This is a genomic window from Cupriavidus sp. GW823-FHT06D04, from assembly GCF_058795055.1.
In genome coordinates, this window is the sequence record NZ_JBXAHL010000003.1 from 1 (window position 1) to 18,619 (window position 18,619).

The 18,619-nt window shown below is 67.1% G+C and carries 15 protein-coding genes; 2 read left to right on the forward strand and 13 right to left on the reverse strand.

The annotated features are described in order from the left end of the window. Positions 1-112: 112 nt before the first annotated feature. The 6 genes from AC1Q7H_RS06075 to AC1Q7H_RS06100 form a co-directional block, all read right to left on the reverse strand. On the reverse strand, positions 113-316 hold the full coding sequence (locus tag AC1Q7H_RS06075; protein ID WP_041228550.1) for a CsbD family protein: 204 nt from the start codon (positions 314-316) through the stop codon (positions 113-115). 102 nt (positions 317-418) lie between these two features. Next, entirely contained in the window at positions 419-1,027 is a 609-nt protein-coding gene (locus AC1Q7H_RS06080; RefSeq protein ID WP_013952225.1) for a hypothetical protein, read from the reverse strand. Between the two features lie 303 nt (positions 1,028-1,330). Continuing rightward, positions 1,331-4,453: an efflux RND transporter permease subunit gene (locus AC1Q7H_RS06085; protein WP_013952224.1), complete on the reverse strand. Its 3,123-nt coding sequence runs from the start codon at positions 4,451-4,453 to the stop codon at positions 1,331-1,333. Between the two features lie 13 nt (positions 4,454-4,466). Then, on the reverse strand, positions 4,467-5,657 hold the full coding sequence (locus tag AC1Q7H_RS06090) for an efflux RND transporter periplasmic adaptor subunit (RefSeq protein ID WP_041228800.1): 1,191 nt from the start codon (positions 5,655-5,657) through the stop codon (positions 4,467-4,469). Between the two features lie 54 nt (positions 5,658-5,711). Further along, the gene (locus tag AC1Q7H_RS06095; protein WP_211979678.1) at positions 5,712-7,097 is read right to left on the reverse strand and encodes a TolC family protein; all 1,386 of its coding nucleotides are present in this window, start codon (positions 7,095-7,097) and stop codon (positions 5,712-5,714) included. Positions 7,098-7,452: 355 nt separating this feature from the next. Further along, complete coding sequence (locus tag AC1Q7H_RS06100; protein ID WP_013952221.1) at positions 7,453-8,610, reverse strand: acyl-CoA dehydrogenase family protein; 1,158 nt, start codon at positions 8,608-8,610, stop codon at positions 7,453-7,455. Positions 8,611-8,843: 233 nt separating this feature from the next. Here AC1Q7H_RS06100 and AC1Q7H_RS06105 point away from each other — a divergent pair, with 233 nt between their 5' ends. Continuing rightward, the gene (locus AC1Q7H_RS06105; RefSeq protein WP_153953866.1) at positions 8,844-9,092 is read left to right on the forward strand and encodes a hypothetical protein; all 249 of its coding nucleotides are present in this window, start codon (positions 8,844-8,846) and stop codon (positions 9,090-9,092) included. Between the two features lie 10 nt (positions 9,093-9,102). Here AC1Q7H_RS06105 and AC1Q7H_RS06110 read toward each other — a convergent pair whose 3' ends face one another. The 7 genes from AC1Q7H_RS06110 to acnB all read right to left on the reverse strand — a co-directional run bounded on the left by AC1Q7H_RS06110 (position 9,103) and on the right by acnB (position 17,658). Next, complete coding sequence (locus AC1Q7H_RS06110; RefSeq protein ID WP_013952219.1) at positions 9,103-9,963, reverse strand: LysR family transcriptional regulator; 861 nt, start codon at positions 9,961-9,963, stop codon at positions 9,103-9,105. 124 nt (positions 9,964-10,087) lie between these two features. Further along, on the reverse strand, positions 10,088-10,450 hold the full coding sequence (locus tag AC1Q7H_RS06115; RefSeq protein ID WP_153953867.1) for a hypothetical protein: 363 nt from the start codon (positions 10,448-10,450) through the stop codon (positions 10,088-10,090). 232 nt (positions 10,451-10,682) lie between these two features. After that, on the reverse strand, positions 10,683-11,507 hold the full coding sequence (locus AC1Q7H_RS06120; RefSeq protein ID WP_492381049.1) for a class I SAM-dependent methyltransferase: 825 nt from the start codon (positions 11,505-11,507) through the stop codon (positions 10,683-10,685). Positions 11,508-11,648: 141 nt separating this feature from the next. Beyond that, positions 11,649-12,497, reverse strand: coding sequence for an EamA family transporter (locus AC1Q7H_RS06125; protein WP_013952216.1), 849 nt, complete (start codon positions 12,495-12,497; stop codon positions 11,649-11,651). 72 nt (positions 12,498-12,569) lie between these two features. Then, on the reverse strand, positions 12,570-13,901 hold the full coding sequence (locus tag AC1Q7H_RS06130) for a PQQ-dependent sugar dehydrogenase (protein ID WP_492381050.1): 1,332 nt from the start codon (positions 13,899-13,901) through the stop codon (positions 12,570-12,572). Between the two features lie 129 nt (positions 13,902-14,030). Further along, entirely contained in the window at positions 14,031-14,735 is a 705-nt protein-coding gene (locus tag AC1Q7H_RS06135; protein ID WP_492381051.1) for a glutathione binding-like protein, read from the reverse strand. 331 nt (positions 14,736-15,066) lie between these two features. Continuing rightward, the gene (acnB, locus tag AC1Q7H_RS06140) at positions 15,067-17,658 is read right to left on the reverse strand and encodes a bifunctional aconitate hydratase 2/2-methylisocitrate dehydratase (protein WP_013952213.1); all 2,592 of its coding nucleotides are present in this window, start codon (positions 17,656-17,658) and stop codon (positions 15,067-15,069) included. 442 nt (positions 17,659-18,100) lie between these two features. On the opposite strand from acnB, the gene fliL reads away from it, so the two are divergent. Then, positions 18,101-18,592, forward strand: a complete 492-nt coding sequence (gene fliL, locus AC1Q7H_RS06145; protein WP_011616679.1) for a flagellar basal body-associated protein FliL — start codon at positions 18,101-18,103, stop codon at positions 18,590-18,592. The last annotated feature ends 27 nt before the right edge of the window (positions 18,593-18,619 follow it).

Sequence of the window (18,619 nt, forward strand, 5' to 3'; positions counted from 1 at the left end):
GCTTGTTGTTTCGGTCATAAGGGCGTTTCTTTCGATATCGTCTCATGACCTCAACACACAAGAAATCTGACAGGCTCCTGGCGACCCGCCTTGCCGTGCTGCCACGCCCTGCTTACCAGCGCGTGTCCCGTTCCCACGCCTTCATTTCTTCCTCGGCGCGCTCCTTGGTGTAGCCATAGCGCTCCTGGATGCGGCCGGCAAGCTGATCACGCTTGCCGTTGATCTGCGCGATGTCATCGTCGGTCAGCTTGCCCCACTTCTCCTTGACCTTGCCCTTCACTTGTTCCCACTTGCCTTCGATCTGGTCCCAGTTCATGTCGTGCTCCTTCATCCGGTGGCAAGGGGGCGCCATCAGAGGCGTCCCCTTGCGTGTGGTGCGGTGCGTGTCCCGCCATTGCTGGCGGGACACCGCGAAGGCTTACTTGCTGTACTTGGCCTTCACATCGGCCTGGCACTTGTCCTTGGACTCGCCCGAGAGCGCGTCGCAGCGTTCCTTGTCGGCCTTGTAGGCGGCGTCAGTGGCGTCCTTCTTCGCGTCGGCGCGGGCTTCCGCCACGTCGGCACGCGAACCGGTCGCCGCGGCCTTGTCGACCTTGGCAGCCATCAGTGCCTTTTCATGGGCGGCCTTGGCGTCCTTCTTGCAAACGTCCTTGTCATTGCCCTTCTTGTCGTCGCACATTTCCTTGGCGACGTCATAGTCGCGGTCGGCCTTGACCTTCTCGGCCTTGGCCATCGACTTCTGCGTGCCGTCGCGGCGGGCTTCTGCCTGGGCCTTGGCCACATCGCGGTCGCGCTTGGCCTCGGCCTTGCAAACGTCCTTGGCGTTGGCCTTCATGCCATCGCACTTGGCGGAGGCAGCCTTGTAGTCCGCATCAGCCTGCTTCACCGCGGCGTCATAGTCCGCCTTTGTCCCGGTTGCAGCCGTTCCGGTCGTGGTTGCTGGCGCGGTCATCTGGGCCAAAGCAAATCCCGCCGGTGCGGCAACCATCATCGAACACACTGCTGCGGTCAGCCATTTCTTCAACATGTCGATCTCCTTTCCGGGTGGATGCGTCAGGGTACGCATGAGAGGCCGGCGGCTATGCTGCTGGCCATGCCGTAAGTACAGAGTAGGCTCGGGGAAATATGGGAAGCAGGCGTCCGGCTCCGAAAGGAGCGTCAGACTATTCCGACATTGCGATTCGGGCGACGCACACGGCGGGGCATGCACCGGATTGCGGAGGGACTTGTGGAATGCGCCTTAAAAGAAAAAACGCCGCCCGGTGTGGGGGCGGCGTCATGCCTGGGGCCTGTCTGCAATGCCACACAGGCCGCGACCGCGGCCCTGTCATCAGCCCGCAATCGATGGCGTCAACCGGCTCTCGTCGGGCTTGTCGCCCTCCTCGTCCGGCCAGTTGCGGCCCACCATCCATTCATACAGGGTGGGCAGCACGATCAGCGTCAGCATGGTGGCGGTAATCAGCCCGCCGATGATGACGATGGCCAGCGGGCGCTGCGTCTCCGAGCCGATGGCGCGCGAGATGGCCATCGGGAACAAACCCAGCATGGCCAGCAGCGCGGTCATCAGCACCGTGCGCAGCCGGTCCATCGAGCCGGTCAGCACGGCCTGGCGCACCGGCATACCTTCATCGCGCAGCTGGTTGAAGTAGGTCACCATCACCACGCCGTTGAGCACCGCCTGGCCGAACAGCGCGATAAAGCCGATCGCCGCCGACACCGACAGTGGAATGCCGGTCAGGAACAGCGCGAACACGCCGCCGATCAGCGCGAACGGGATGTTCGAGATGATCAGCGTGGCGCTCTTGAACGACTTGAACGCATTGAACAGCAGCAGGAAGATCACCAGCACCGACAGCGGCACCACGATCGAGAGCCGCGCCATGGCGCGCTCCTGGTTCTCGAACTCGCCCGACCAGCTGATCTTGACGTCCTCGGCCTTGACATTCTTGGCCACCAGCGCCTGCATGTCCTTCACCACGCTGCCCATGTCGCGGTCGTGGATAAAAATGCCGATCGAGGTGGTGCGCTGGCCGTTCTCGCGGCTGATGTTCATCGCGCCGGATGCCGCGCGGAAGGTCACCAGCTGTGACAGCGGCACCTGCGCGCCGTCCGCGGTCTGCATGAAGATATTGGGCAGGTTCGGCAGCGCGCGCTCCGACGGCTTCAGGCGCACGGCAACGCTGAAGTGCTTCTCGCCCTCCCACAGCTCGGTCGCGGCCTTGCCGGCCAGCGCGGTTTCCATCAGGTCCTGCACGTCGGCCACGTTGATGCCGTAGCGCGCGGCCTGGGCGCGGTCGAACTCCAGCACGTACTGCGGCAGCTCGCCGTCGCGGTCGATAAAGGCCCGCATCACGCCCTTGACCGACTGCACGTTGGCCAGGATCTGGTCGGCCACCTGCTTGTTGTGCTCAAGGCTGTCGCTCTGGACCTTGATCACGATCTGGCCCTTGATCTGCGAGATGCTCTCCAGGATGTTGTCACGCACCGGCTGCGAGAAATTGGGCTCGATGCCGGGGAGCTGGCGCAGGTTCTTGTCGATCTCGCCGATGATGCCGCGCTTGTTGAAGCCGTCGCGCCACTGCTTCTCGGGCTTGAGGTCGACCAGGATCTCGACGGTGTTGATCAGCTTGGGATCGGTGCCGTCATCGGGGCGGCCCACCTTGGAGATGGTGGTGTTGACCTCCGGGGTCTTGCGGATCACGCCGCGCAGCAGCCGCGCCTGGTCGCGCGCTTCATCGATCGAGACCGACGCGGGCAGGTCGAAGCTGACCCACATCGAGCCTTCGTCCAGTTCGGGCAGGAACTCGCTGCCAAGGAACTTGCCCACGCCCACGGTCACCACCAGCAGGCCCACCGCCGCGCCCACCACCAGCTTCTTGTGGTCCAGCGCCCAGGCCAGCATCGGCTCATAGAGCCGCTTGCAGTGGCGCACGATGAAGTTGTCGTCGTGCGCGATGTTCTTGGTGAGCAGCAGGTGGCACAGCAGCGGCACCAGCGTCAGCGAGAGGATCAGGGAGCCGATCAGCGCGCCCGTCACCGTGTAGGCCATCGGCGCGAAGATCTTGCCCTCGTGCCGCTGCAGCGTGAAGATCGGGATGTGCGCCGCAATGATGATGACCATCGAGAACACGGTCGGACGGCCCACTTCCGTGGTGGCCTGCAGGATGGCGAGGAGGCGCGCCTTGCTGTCCTTGATCTGCTGCTCCTTCAGCTCGCCCAGCCGCTTGAAGATGTTCTCGACCACGATCACCGCGCCGTCGACGATGATACCGAAGTCCATCGCGCCAAGAGACAGCAGGTTGGCCGGAATGCCCACCCAGGTCAGGCCGATGAAGGTCGACAGCAACGCCAGCGGGATGATCAGCGCCACGATTGCCGCGGCACGCACGTTGGCCAGGAACAGGTACAGCACCGCCATCACCAGCAGCGCGCCTTCCACCAGGTTGCCGAACACGGTGTGCAGGGTCTTGTCGATCAGCGTGGAGCGGTCGTAGTACGGCACGATCTTCACGCCCTTGGGCAGGATCTGGTCGTCCAGCAGGTCGATCCTCTTCTTCAGCGCCTCCAGCACCAGCGACGGGTTCTCGCCCTTGCGCATCACCACGATGCCCGAGACGATGTCGTCCTCGTTGTCCTGGCCCATCAGGCCTTGCGGCGGCGCGCTGCCGACCCTCACGTCGGCGATATCCTTGACAAGGATGGGGGTGCCGTTGTTCTCGGCCACCACCACGTTGGCGATATCGGCCGAGGTACGGAAGCTGCCCAGCGAGCGCAGCAGGAACTGCTGCCGGCCGTGCGCCACGGCGCCGCCGCCGGCGTTGGCATTGGCGCGCTGCAGCGCGGTGAACAGCTGCGACAGTGAGATCTTGGCATCGCGCATGCGCGCCAGGTTGGGATTGACCTCGTACTGCTTGATGGTTCCGCCGATGGTGACCAGGTCGGCCACGCCCGGCACCTGGCGCAGGTTCTTCTCCACCACCCAGTCCTGCAGCGTGCGCAGCTCTTGCGCGGTATAGCCCTTGCCGGTCAGGCGGAAGCGGTAGATCTCGCCGATCGCGGTGGACAGCGGCGCCAGGTCCGGATGCACGCCGTCGGGCAGGTCCACGCTGCGCAGGCGCTCCAGGATCTGCTGGCGCGCGGTCACGTCGGTGGCCTTGTCATTGAAGGTCACCATCATGAACGACAGGCCGAACTGCGTATGCGAGAACACCCGCACCGCGTTGGGCGTGCCGGCCAGCGCGGTTTCGATGGGGATGGTGACCTGGCGCTCCACCTCTTCGGCGGCGCGGCCCGGGTACAGCGTGATGACGTTGACCTGGATGTCGGAGACATCCGGGAAGGCTTCGATCGGCAGGTTCTTGAACGCGGCCAGGCCGCCCCCGACGAAGATAAGCAGGCCCAGCCAGACAAAGAGCTTCTGGTGCAGGGCAAAGCTGACGATGCGCGAAATCATGTGGCGGCCGTCCTCACTTCTTCTCGGACGCACGCGCCGCGTTCACGGCCGTGGCATCGCGCAGGATGTCCTGCAGGTAGAGGTTGCCGTCGGTGATCACGGTCTCGCCGTCCTTCACGCCTTCAAGCAGCTCGGTGGTGCCGGGCAGCGTCACGCCCACGCGCACCAGGCGGCGCTCAAAGGTATTGGCGGCGGTGCGCACGAACACATAGTTGCGGTTCTCGGCCAGGAACACGGCCTTGGACGGCACGGCGATGCCCTTGAACGATGCGGCCGGCAGCTTCGCGGTGACGAACATCTCCGCCTTCAGGCGGCGCTCCGGGTTGGGCACCATCAGCCGCACCTTGATGCTGCGCGCGGTGGGATCGACATAGTCGGCGATCTTGATCACGGTGCCGGAGAAGGTCTCTCCGGGCCAGGCAGCGGTGGTCAGCTGCACGTCCACGCCCGGCTTGAACAGGCTCAGGTCAGCCTCGCCCGCGTCGACCTGCGCCCACAGCGTGGTCGGATCGGTCACCAGGAACAGCGGCGCGGCGGGCGGCTGGTCGGGGCGCAGTTCCATGCCAAGGTTGATGTTGCGCTCGACCACCAGGCCGTCGATCGGGCTGCGCAGCGGAAAGCGCTGGTTGACGGCGCCCGCGCCGCCTGCGGCCGCGCCGTACTGGCCCAGCGCCGCCTGGGTGCGCTGCAGGTCCGCCGCGGAACGCGCGGCGTCGGCCTGCGCCTGTTCCAGTTCCTTCTGCGCGATGATGCCGGCGCCGTACAGCTCGCGCTGCCGTGCCAGCGCCTTGGCCGCGACCGCGCTGTCGGCGGCGGCCTTGCGCGCATCGGCCTGGGCTACGCCGAAATCGGGCGAGGTCAGGCTGGCCAGCGGCTGGCCCGCTTTCACGGTGGTGCCGGGCTGCACCAGGATCTCGGTGACGCGGCCGGCAAACGGCGTCGACACGCGCACGGTCTTGTCCTCGTTCCACACCAGCCGGCCGGGCAGGCTCAGCATGCGCTCGCCGCCGGTCTTGGCGGCTTCGCCGGCGATGCCCGGCAGCGTCTTCACGCTGGCCGGGAACTGGATGGTATTGCCGCTGACCTTGGGCTCGTCATCGGCCTTGGGCGCTTCAGACTTGCCGCAGGAGGCCAGCGCCAGCGCGCACAGAGACAGGGCAGCAACCCGTGCGGGCAGGCCGGCGGGGAAATGGACGGAAGACATGCGGCGGGACATGCGTGACAGGAGAGAGTGCATTGGATTCGCTGGAACTGCGGTTCAGGGACGCGAGGTGGTCGTCGCAGTGCCGGTCGTGGAGGTCTGCAGCGCGGCGCGGTAGGCCGACAGGGCCTTGGCGTAATCGCCTTGGGCGCTGACGGCGTCGAGCCGGGTCTGGCGCAGCGCGCGGCGGGCATCGAGCAGGTCGAGCACGCCGGTGGCGCCCTTGCCGTAGGCAAACTCGGCGCTGCCGGCCACGCTTTCGGCAGCGGGCAACACGTCGTCGCGCATCTGCCGCAGTGACTGGCGCGAGGCTTCGAGCTGGCTGCGCAGCCGTTCCATCTCATTGCCGGCTTCAAGCAGCACGCGGTTGCGCTCGTCCAGCGCGGCGTAGTAGTCCACCTCGGCGCGGCGGGCCTCGCCGCCGTTGCGGTGGCGCACGTACAGCGGGATCGTCAGGAACACGCCGTAGCTGTTGCCGCTGCCATTGGTATTGGTGGCGGAGACCGGATAGTGCTCAGCCTGCGCGCCCACGGTCACGTCAGGCACGCGGCCGGCGCGTGCCAGGTCGCGGGCGGCGGCGGCCGCCGCCAGGCGGGCCTCGGCCGCGGTCACGTCGGGGCGGCGCTGCAGCGTGTCGGGGTCGACCTGCGGCACGGGGGTATCCAGCGGCGGCCAGTCCGGCACCAGCCGGTTGTCGGCGAGCGTGCCGGGCACGCCCATGGCCTGCGCCAGCTGGGCCTTGTCGCGGCTGTGGTCGGCCATGGCCTGGCGCATGTCGTTCTGCGCGCGCAGCGCGTCGAGCTGCAGCTTGGTCACATCGGCGCGCGAGACGTCGCCGGCCTTGAGGCGGGTCTCGCTGGCCTGGCGGGTGCGGTCGTACAGGCCCAGCATCTCCCTGAGCACGCCCACGCGCTCCTGGCTGATCACCGCCTCATAGAAGGCCTGCTCCGCCCCGGCGGTCTGCTGCACCACCACCGCCTGCACCACTTCGCCGGCGGCCGCGCTGGCCTTGCGCGCGGCGTCCACGCGCAGGCCGCCCTTGTTGGCGGTCTCGATCAGCTGGTCCACGCGCAGGGTGGAGTCCACGGTCTTGCTGCGCAGGTTGCCCGAGCCGATGCCGGCATGCGGGTTGATGTTGGTCACGCCCAGGCTCAGCACCGGGTTGGGCCGCTGCGAAGCGATCTGTATGTCCGCCTGGCTGGCTTCGACGCCGCGGCGGGCGGCGATGATGTCGCGATTGCAGCGAAGTGCGTCCAGGCGCACCTGCGCCAGGGTCAGCGTCGCGCCCGCCGGCGGCGGCACGCAAGGACCGGCAGCATCTGCGGAATCAGCGGAAGGAAGCGGATCGGCGGGGCGTTCGGCGGCAAGGATTGCCGCGGGCCGGGCCAGAACCCCCAGTACCAGCAGGGCACCCACGGCAATACGGGAAAAGACAAAAGGCACGGTCAGTCAGGCTCAGTTCGACAACGGTCTGCGGTAAACGACCGTGCCCGCCGAACGGTGCACCGGGGCGGCAAATATTCATCCGACCCCGATCCCGCCAGTGCGGTCGCGAAGCGTGGCTGTCTTGGTGCGCCCTCGCCTGCAGTCCTGATGCATCAAACGCCACCCGGACACGATCTCCCGCACGCATTCAAACCGAATCGCATTACAAACAGCTTTCATTGGGCTGACAAAAGCCTTTAACTACGCGAAAACCCTAGCCAACCGGAAAAAACAACCACCGCTGCGGGCCGTTGCCGGCCATGCCGTCGGAAATTGGGGCGGACCTGATCCCTTCGTCCGCCCTCATTTCTCCTTACCCCTTCACACGGTCATCCAGCCCCAGGCTGCGGCCGATGATCTCCTTCATGATCTCGCTGCTGCCGGCGTAGATGCGCGAGATGCGCGCGTCGGTGTACATGCGGCAGATGCGGTATTCCTCCATATAGCCGGCGCCGCCGTGCAGCTGCACGCCCTCATCGACCATGCGCCCCTGCAGTTCCGACGTGAGCAGCTTGGCCGACGCCGCCGTCTCCACGGTCAGCGTGCCGGCGTTGTGCTGCAGCACGCACTGGTCGACGAAGGTCTGCAGCGCATCCAGCTGCGCACGCAGCTCGGCCAGCCTGAAGCGCGAGTTCTGGAACGTGCCGATCGCCCGGCCGAAGGCCTTGCGCTCCTTGACGTAGTCCAGCGTGAGGTCGAACGCCACCTGCGCCGACGCCATGTAGCCGCAGGCGCCAATCAGCCGCTCTTCAGCCAGGTGGCGCGTCAGGTAGCGGAAGCCCTGGCCGGGCTCGCCCAGCACGTTGGCCTTGGGCACCTTGACGTTGTCGAAGAACAGTTCGGAGGTGTCCTGCGAGTGCAGGCCCATCTTGCGCAGCTTGCGCCCGCGCTCGAAGCCCGGCATGCCGCGCTCGACGATAAAGAGGCCAAGGCCGTGGCTGCGCTCCGGATCGGTGCGCGCGACCACCACCACAAAGTCGGCCAGCTGGCCGTTCGAGATATAGGTCTTGGCGCCGTTCAGCACCCAGTGGTCGCCGTGGTCCTCGGCACGCGTGCGCATGCCGGCCAGGTCGGAGCCGGCCTGCGGCTCGGTCATGGCGATGGCAAAGATCGACTCGCCGCGCGCGGCCGCCGGCAGCAGGCGCTGGCGTTGCTCCTCATTGCCGATGCGGCCGATATACGGCGCCACCAGCCGCGAGTGCAGCGTGCCGAAAAATCCCGAGTCGCCGTGGCGCGCGTTTTCCTCGATCAGGATCTGCTCATAGCGGAAATCCTCCACGCCGGCGCCGCCGTATTTCTCATCGGCCCACATCAGCAGGTAGCCCTGCTCGCCGGCCTTGCGGAACACCTCGCGGTCCACGCAGCCCTGTTCGCGCCAGCGCTCGCCGTGCGGCCCCACCTCGCGCTGGTAGAAGCGGCGGGCGGATTCGCGGAAGGCGTCGTGTTCGGCTTCGAAGATCAGGCGTTGCATGGCGGGGTCTCCTGGTGTTTTTGAGAGTGACCGCCTAAGTGTCTGCCGTGCAGCGGCTATGAGATTCGTCCGAAAGGATGATTTTTCCTACCGCAGCCGAACGGACAGGTTTGAAGGAGAAGCCAGCTTGAATGCAATTTTATTGATATGAAGTGGAAATAACTTTCATTTACCCGCCGCAACGGTTTGCGCCAATACTGGAATCACAGATACCTATTCGATGGAGCGGGAACATGGAAGCCGTCCTCTGGATTGCCCTGGCACTGGCACTGGTGGCACTGGGAGGCAGCGTCACCTGGCTGATCGGGACGCGGGTGCCCGAGCCGGTGTTCGAACGCGCGCAACTGCATGGCCGCTTTGCCGGGCTGGAACCCCGCCCGCCGCGCGGCGGCGGACGCGGGCGCCGGGTGCGGCGCGTGCGGCAATGGCGCCTGGTGGCCGTGCCCGGCCCGATGGGCCAACTGGTGCCGGTCCGGATCTGACCGCTTTGCGCTACTGCGGGAAATCCCAGCGCTGCGACCAGTCGGATTCTTCGCGCACGATGTCACGCAGGATGCGCACCGCGTCCTGCGCCGCGCCTGTTGGGGTCCTGGCGCAGACGAGGAACACCGGATAAGAGAACTCTGAGGCGCCTTCCACGCGCGCCAACACCCCGCTGTCCAGGTAGCTCTGCACCACGCGTGTCCGGAAATAGCCGCTGCCGCCGAACTGCAGGATGTACTGCAGCGCCAGCGGCCCCAGGTTGAAGTACAGCGAGGCGCGCGCATGCTCCGGCAGCGCGCTGTCATGCTGGCGGCGGAATTCCGGCCCCCAGTCGACATAGACATAGCCGCCATCGCGCTGCGTCGAGCGGATCAGGATCAGCTTCTCTTCCATCAGCGCCTCGACATGCATGCCGGGCGCATACTCCGGCTGGTAGACCAGCGCCGCGTCCAGCGTGCCTGACTGCAGCTTGCGCTGCAGTTCCGCCCCTTCCCCCACTTCCGCCCGCACCGCCTGCGCCGGCATCAGCTGGCGCAGGCGCGTGGTCCACAGCAGCACCAGCGGATTGCCCAGGCTGATTTCCGTGCCGAAACGAAACAGGCTGGCCAGCCCCGCCGGCAACGGCAGTTCGCGGCAGGCCGCCTCCCAGGTCTGCACCAGCTGGCTGGCGTAGCCGAGAAAGCGCTGGCCATCGGGCGTCAGCCGTGCGCCCGCCTTGTTGCGATCGAACAGGCGGCAGTTCAGTTGCGATTCCAGGCTCTTGATGCGCGCGGTCACGGCGGTCTGCGTGACATGCAGCTTGTCGGCCGCGGCCAGCAGGCTGCCGGTGCGAACGACTTGCAGGAAGGTGCGGGCGAGTTCGATGTCCATGGGGCGGGGGATTAACGGTGTGACGAATTGTAGGCAATTGAGGGCGAATATTCCGCAATTGCCGTCACATGCCCCGCCGACGGTACTGCAACTATGCTGTCTTGTTCGGATGGGCCCCGCCGGGTCAGCGCGCCGGCTGCGGCCGCACCGCCGCTGGCATCGCAACCGGCACGGCGCCTGCCGCCGGCGCGCTGCGCGCCTCGCGCGGCGGCCTCAGCGGCGCGAGGCCTTCCGGCTCCCGCAAGGCCAACCCATTGTCATAGCCAGTGGCAACGGCCTCCAGGTATCCGGGGGCAAACTTCTGTTCCGGCGTCACGGCCTGCACGGCCGGCGCTGCAGCCTGCGGCGCCTCGGACTGGGCGCAGGCGACGCTGTTGATGCATAAGCCCAGCACGCGCAGCAGCGCCATGGCCTGGCGCGAGCGGTGCAGGATTGCGGGCGGGCGCGGCGCGGCCTGCCCTGTCTGGCATTGGGATCGGGTGTTCATCGGGGTTCTCCGGGAAGCCATTGCTGGCAGGTGGCACAACGAGCCGCGGCGCCGCGCTCGCTGTCCATTGCGCAATGACCGTGCCACCGCCGCAAGGCTGGTTGCGGCGTGGATTACGGCACTTTCCGGGGACGGAATGGTGGGGCCAGGCCAACGCTGGCAACGGGGATGTCGGTCGATCTCCAACACTCCCGGCGGCATCCGCGCCGCGACGGGCGCGTGGGTGCCGCCCTCAGGGCTTGACCGCCGCCGCCAGCACCGCCGGCATCGGCACCTCGAAGCCGCTGCCGCGCATATAGGCGGCGACGGTGCCGCGCAGCACGGCGCGGATCTCATCGCGGGCCCTGGGGGTCTGCGCGCGCAGCGTGGCGGCGGCTCGCACGGTGCCCTGGGCCAGCGCATCGAACAGCTGGTCGGGCGTGGAGAAGCGCCATACCTGCGGCACGCTGCGGCATGTGGGCGAGACAAAGCCGGCCTGCTGCAACGCGGTGCGGCAATGGCCCGGATCGCTGAACAGGAAGAAGTTCGGCCCCACGGGGAGATCGACCTCCATCGAGCCGCAGGCGCGGATCGCGGCATAGACCGCGCCGAAGCCGACCGCGCGCTCGGGCGTGTCCCACACGGTGAAGGCGATGCGCCCGCCCGGGCGCAGCACGCGGAACGCTTCGGCCAGCGCGGCCTCCGGGTCGGACAGGTGGCACATGCCGAAGCCATTGACCACGGCATCGAAGCTGGCATCGTCGAACGGCAGCGCCTGCGCATCGGCCTGCTCGTAGTGGACATCCGGATGGAGCTTGCGCGCCAGCTGCACCTGCGCCAGCGAGAAATCGATGCCGACGGACTCGGCGCCGCGCCGCACCGCCCCAGCCGCGACATGGCCGGAGCCGGTGGCCACGTCCAGCACGCGCAGCCCGCTGGCCACATGGGCGTCATCCAGCAGGGACTCGACCGATTGCCGGGTCACGTGCGACAGATGCTCCTGGTACTGGCTGACGACCTCGGGATCTTCCCAGCCGGCCAGCTCAAAGGCCCGAAACGAATCTGCGGTGTGGTCCATGCCCTCTCCTCGGCGTCGATGCCAGGCTGCCGGTTTGCGCGGACGCAGTGCCCCTCCGCCGTCTGACCCCAGTAAAGCCAAGTATAGACAGCGCCGGCGGCGCGCAGCGGCCGGGCGCCCTGGCCGGCACCCGGATTGCCCTCAGGCAAAGCGCAGCGTGGCCGCGCCGGCGGCGATCAGGCACGCCGCGCCCAGGCGGGCGGCGCCCACCCGCTCCTTGAGCAGCAGTCCGGAGATCAGCGCGCCGAACAGGATCGAGGACTCGCGCAGGGCCGCCACCGGAGCCACCGGCGCGCGTGTCATCGCCCACAGCGACAGCCCGTAGGACGCCAGCGTGCCGCCGCCCCCAACCAATGCGAACACCAGGTTGCGCCGCACGTAGCCGGCCAGTGCCGGCCGGCGCGCCACCAGCGCCCACGCCGCCAGCGGCACCGCGGTCAGCACGAAGATCCAGAACGCATACGCTACCGGCGCGCCGGAGCGGCGCACGCCGGTGCCGTCGATCAGCGTATAAGCGGCGATCACCAGCGCGTTCAGCAGGGCCAGCCACATGCCTTCACGGCTGCCAGCGGCAGCGCGGGCACCGTGACCGCCGCCCGCCATGGCCAGGATGCCCAGGCTGACCACGGCGATGCCGCCCCACGCCAGCCCCGAAAGGTGCTCGCCCAGCCAGCCCACGCTGGCCACCGCCACCAGCAGCGGCGCGGTGCCGCGCATCAGGGGGTAGGTCTGGCTCATGTCCGCGGTGTGGTAGATGCGTGCCACCAGCGCGAAATACACCACGTGCACGCCCACTGACGCGGCGATGAACGGCCAGCTCGCCGGCGCCGGCTGCGGCAACGCCGGCAGCGCCACGGCGCCCATCAGGCCGGCGCTCACCGCCACCATCACCGTCGACAGCATCTTGTCGCCGCCACCCTTGACCACCGCGTTCCAGGCGGCATGCAGGAACGCGGCGAGCAGGACGACTGCGAAGACAGTGAGAGACATGGGCGGCAGCGGACTCGGGGGGGCGCCGTCATTCTAGCGGCGCAGTGCCGCCGCTGCCGCGCCATGGTCCGCCTACTTCGCGCCGCTGACCCGCCACACCGTATTGCCGACGTCATCGGCCACCAGCAGTCCGCCGCGCGGGTCGATCGCCACGCCCACCGGCCGCCCGCGCGCGTTGCCGTCCTCATCGAGAAAGCCGGTCAGCACGTCGAACGGAGCGCCGTTGGGCCGGCCCTTGCTGAACGGCACGAAGATCACCTTGTAGCCCGCCAGCGGCCTGCGGTTCCACGACCCGTGCTGGCCGACGAACATGCCTTCGCTGAAGCGCGCCGGCAAGCTGTTGCCGCCGGCGGCGGCCAGCCCGAGCGATGCGGTGTGTGCCCCCACGGCATAGTCCGGCACGATGGCCCTGGCCACCAGGTCCGGCGCCGGCGGCTTCACGCGTGCGTCGACATGCTGGCCGTAGTAACTGTAGGGCCAGCCATAGAAGCCGCCGTCGCGCACCGAGGTGATGTAGTCCGGCACCAGGTCACTGCCGATCTCGTCGCGCTCGTTGACAGCAGTCCAGAGCATGCCGGTGACCGGCTCCCACGCCATGCCGTTGGGATTGCGCAGGCCGCTGGCAAAGATCCGGTGCGTGCCGGTCTTGGGGTCGACCTCCCAGATGGCGGCGCGGCCGACCTCCCTGGCCATGCCGTGCTCGCCCACGTTGCTGTTGGAACCCACCGTCACGTACAGCTTGCTGCCGTCGCGGCTGGCGATCAGGCTCTTGGTCCAGTGATGGTTGAGCGGCCCGCCGGGCAGGTCCACCACCTTCTGCGGCGCGGCAGTGATCTGGGTCTGTCCGGGCTGGTACGGGAAGCGCAGCACCGCGTCGGTGGCGGCCACGTAGAAGTCGTTGCCGACCAGGGCCATGCCGAACGGCGAGTTCAGGTCCTTCAGGAACACCGAGCGCTGGTCGGCCACGCCGTCGCCGTTGGTGTCGCGCAGCAGCGTGATGCGGTTGGCGCTGGGGGTGCCGGCGCCGGCGCGCTTCATCAGCTTCTTCATGATCCAGCCGCGGATGCCCTTGCCATCGTCGGGCTTGGGCGGGGCATTGCTCTCGGCCACCAGCACGTCGCCGTTGGGCAGCACGTAGACCCAGCGCGGATGGTCCAGCTTGTCGGCGAAGGCCGTAACCGCCATGCCTGCGGCCGGCACCGGGCGCTGGCCCGCTGCCCAGCCGATGGCCGGCGCGATCTTGACGGTGGGGATCGCGGTCTGGTTGGGTGGCGGCAGCTGCGGCACGGGGCCAAAGCCCGCTTCGGAAGGCAGCTTGGCCGATTCGCCGCAGGCGGCGAGCGCAGCGGTGGCGCCCGCCAGCAGGACGACACGCAACAGGGAGATGGCGGTGGGCATCGGCATGATCCGGGCTCCTCAGGCAACGCGGGGCGGCGCGCCTGTCCCTGGACTATAGGATGCGGGCCACCCGCCCCTCTGTAGACGCCGGGGAAGCCACCGTGCAGGACGATGGCCACGCACGCCGCGGCTGCCTCAGCCGCGGTGCGGCGTATCGAGCCCCTTCACCACGGCCGGGCGCTTGACGAACGCCTCCAGCACGCGCCTGACATGCGGGAAGTCCTGGATGCCGACCAGTTCGCCCGCCTCATAGAAGCCAACCAGGTTGCGCACCCACGGAAAGGTGGCGATGTCGGCGATGGTGTATTCGTCACCCATGATCCAGTCGCGCCCTTCCAGCCGCTGGTTCAGCACATTCAGCAGGCGCCGGCTTTCGGCCACGTAGCGGTCGCGCGGGCGCTTGTCCTCGTACTCCTTGCCGGCGAACTTGTGGAAAAAGCCCACCTGCCCGAACATCGGCCCGATGCCGCCCATCTGGAACATCACCCACTGGATGGTTTCGTAGCGGCGCGCGGGGTCGGCCGGGATCAGCTTGCCCGACTTGTCGGCCAGGTAGAGCAGGATCGCGCCCGACTCGAACAGCGCCAGCGGCTTGCCGCGCGGGCCGTTGGGATCGAGGATGGCGGGAATCTTGTTGTTCGGGCTCAGCGACAGGAACTCCGGCGACATCTGGTCGTGGGCGTCGAAGCGTACCAGGTGCGGTTCATACGGCTGGCCGGTCTCCTCCAGCATGATCGACACCTTGACCCCGTTGGGCGTGGGCAGGGAATACAGCTGGATGCGGTCGGGATGCTGCGCCGGCCATTTGCGGGTGATGGGGAAAGCGGACAAATCGGGCACACTGGCTCCTGGTTCAGGCGCTTGCGCACTGCGCAAGAAGGCGCCGGACGTTGGAAAAACCCGATCATAAACCGCCCGTGCCATGCATGCAGCGCAGGGCCTCAGGCGGTCTCGGCCGGCTGCACCGCGCGATGCAGGGCCGCGCGCAAGCACCGCGAGAACCTGATGCGCAAGCTCGACCTGCACAACACGGCCGAAGTGGTGGCGTACGCCGCGCGCCACGGCGTTCCGCTGGACTGAACCATCCGCCTGCGCCGCGGCGTGTCGCTGAAAGCAAAAAAGGGGGCCCGCAAGCGGGGGCCCCTTCTTCATGCCAGCCTGACTGCGCGGCTTACACCGTCACGCCGTCGGCCACTTCCTTGAAGTCCTCGATCTGGTCGAAGTTCATGTACTTGTAGATCTTGTCGCCGTTGGCATTGAGCACGCCCATGTCGGCCATGTACTCTTCCTTGGTCGGGATGCGGCCCAGGCGCGAGCAGATCGCCGCCAGTTCGGCGGAACCCAGGTACACGTTGGTGTTCTTGCCCAGGCGGTTCGGGAAGTTACGCGTGCTGGTCGACATGACCGTGGCACCTTCGCGCACCTGTGCCTGGTTGCCCATGCACAGCGAGCAGCCCGGCATTTCGGTGCGGGCACCGGCGGTGCCGAACACGCCGTAGTGGCCTTCCTCGGTCAGCTGCTTCTGGTCCATCTTGGTCGGCGGAGCCACCCACAGCTTGACCGGGATGTCGCGCTTGCCTTCCAGCAGCTTGGAAGCTGCGCGGAAGTGGCCGATGTTGGTCATGCACGAACCGATGAACACTTCATCGATCTTGGCGCCGGCAACTTCCGACAGGGTCTTGACGTCGTCCGGGTCGTTCGGGCAAGCCACGATCGGCTCATGCACGTCGGCCAGGTCGATCTCGATCACGGCGGCGTACTCGGCGTCGGCGTCCGGCTCCAGCAGCTTGGGATCGGCCAGCCACGCTTCCATGGCCTTGATGCGGCGCTGCAGGCTGCGCGGGTCCTGGTAGCCCTGGGCGATCATCCACTTCAGCAGCGTGATGTTGCTGTTGATGTATTCGATGATCGGGTCCTTGTTCAGGCGCACCGTGCAACCGGCGGCCGAACGTTCCGCCGAGGCGTCCGACAGTTCAAACGCTTGCTCGACCTTCAGGTCGGGCAAGCCTTCGATTTCCAGGACGCGGCCCGAGAAGATGTTCTGCTTGCCTTGCTTGGCCACGGTCAGCAGGCCTTGCTTGATCGCGTACAGCGGAATCGCGTTGACCAGGTCGCGCAGGGTCACACCCGGCTGCATCTTGCCCTTGAAGCGGACCAGCACCGATTCCGGCATGTCCAGCGGCATCACGCCAGTGGCGGCGGCAAAGGCCACCAGGCCCGAACCTGCCGGGAAGCTGATGCCGATCGGGAAGCGGGTGTGCGAGTCGCCGCCGGTGCCGACGGTGTCGGGCAGCAGCATGCGGTTCAGCCACGAGTGGATCACGCCGTCGCCCGGGCGCAGCGAGATGCCGCCGCGGGTGCTGATGAACTCAGGCAGGGTGTGGTGGGTCTTGACGTCGACCGGCTTCGGATACGCGGCGGTGTGGCAGAACGACTGCATCACCAGGTCGGCCGAGAAGCCCAGGCAGGCCAGGTCCTTCAGCTCGTCGCGGGTCATCGGGCCGGTGGTGTCCTGCGAGCCCACCGAGGTCATCTTCGGTTCGCAGTACGTGCCCGGGCGAATGCCCTTGCCTTCGGCCAGGCCGCAGGCGCGGCCAACCATCTTCTGCGCCAGCGTGAAGCCCTTGCCGGTATCGGCCGGGTTCTGCGGCAGGCGGAACAGCGTCGACGGGGCCAGGCCCAGCGCCTCGCGCGCCTTGGCGGTCAGGCCACGGCCGACGATCAGCGGAATACGGCCGCCGGCGCGGACTTCGTCAAACAGCACGTCGGACTTGACCTTGAACTCGGCGATCACTGCGCCGTCCTTCAGGGCCTTGCCTTCGTACGGGCGCAGTTCGACCACGTCGCCCATTTCCATCTTCGACACGTCCAGCTCGATCGGCAGCGCGCCGGCGTCTTCCATGGTGTTGTAGAAGATCGGGGCGATCTTGTTGCCCAGGCACACGCCGCCGAAGCGCTTGTTCGGGATGAACGGGATGTCTTCGCCGGTGAACCACAGCACCGAGTTGGTGGCGGACTTGCGGCTCGAGCCGGTACCGACCACGTCGCCCACGTAGGCGACCAGGTGGCCCTTTTCCTTCAGCGACTCGATGAACTTGACCGGGCCGCGCTTGCCGTCTTCTTCCGGCTGGAACGCCGCGCCTTCGCGCTTGTTCTTCAGCATGGCGAGCGCGTGCATCGGGATGTCCGGGCGGGTGGTGGCGTCCGGGGCCGGCGAGAGGTCGTCGGTGTTGGTTTCGCCCGGCACCTTGAACACGGTGATGGTCAGGCTTTGCGGCACTTCCGGGCGGCTGGTGAACCACTCGGCGTCGGCCCAGCTTTGCAGCACGGCCTTGGCATTGGCATTACCCTTGTCCGCCTTTTCCTTCACGTCGTGGAAGGCGTCGAACATCAGCAGGGTCTTCTTCAGCGCCTCGGCGGCGACGGTGCCGACCTCGGCATCGTCCAGCAGCTCGATCAGCGGCGAGATGTTGTAGCCGCCCAGCATTGTGCCCAGCAGCTCGGTCGCCTTGGCGCGCGAGATCAGCGCGCACTTCTCTTTACCCAGCGCCACGGCGGCCAGGTACGAGGCCTTGACCTTGGCGGCGTCATCCACGCCGGCCGGCACGCGGTAGGTGATCAGCTCGACCAGGTTCTGCTCTTCACCGGCGGGCGGGTTCTTCAGCAGTTCGACCAGCTCGGCCGTCTGCTTGGCGGTCAGGGGCAGAGGGGGGATGCCAAGCGCGGCGCGCTCGGCCACATGTGCGCGATAGTTTTCAAGCATGGGAACCTGCTGAGTAATTAGGTTTAGAAAATCTCGTTACGTCGCGATTGTAGTCCGAAGCCGCTCCTTGGTCAAATGTCTTATATCTTATATAAGAGTGAAAACAAAAAATACCATGAAAATCAAGGCATTGGAAACTTAATTGCCTACGAATCCACATGAATCACTACCCGACTAGCGTAGTAGGGAATGCATGACGGCGCTCCCGCGACCGGCCCCGCGGCCCGGCCAGGAATCGCGGCAGCTTGCACCAGCACTCAAGTTCACACGACATCAAGCGTTAACCAGCCTGCAGGCGCGCATCACAGGGCGCCCGCTCGCGTAGCCGTGCCTGCTCCCTTTCCGCTCAAATGGCCAAGCTGAAAGGGTTTCCCCCTTTTTTTCGGCCCTTTGCTGGCCTGCGATTCCGGAAGAATGGCAGGCATTCCGATACAGGCTTCTCATGGCGAACACGGCTTCCCCTCCCCGGACTGGCAACACAGGCAAGCGCGGCCGGCTGCTGCTGATCGGCGCCGGCGTGCTGGTGGTGGCACTGGGCGCCGGAGGCTTCGTGCTGGGCAGCGTGCTGAGCAACCGCCAGCCGGCGGCGCCCGCTGCGCCCGCCGCCCCGGTCGTACCGCCGCCGATCTTCGTGCCGCTGGACGCGTTCACCGTCAACCTGCGCAGCGACGACGGCGACCGCTTCCTGCACACCGGCCTGTCGCTGAAGGTGGCCGATGCCGAAACCCAGGCACGCTTGGCGCAGTACCTGCCCGAGGCACGCAGCCGCATCCTGCTGCTGCTGTCGGCCAGGCAGCCGGCCGACCTGGCCACCGTCGAAGGCAAGCGCAAGCTGGCCGACGACATCCGCGACACCATCAGCAAGCCGTTTGCCAGCGGCCTGCCGGCGCAGCGGGTGCTGGACGTGCTCTTCACCTCTTTCGTGGTGCAGTAAGCGCAAGCCAGGGCCGCACCGGATTCA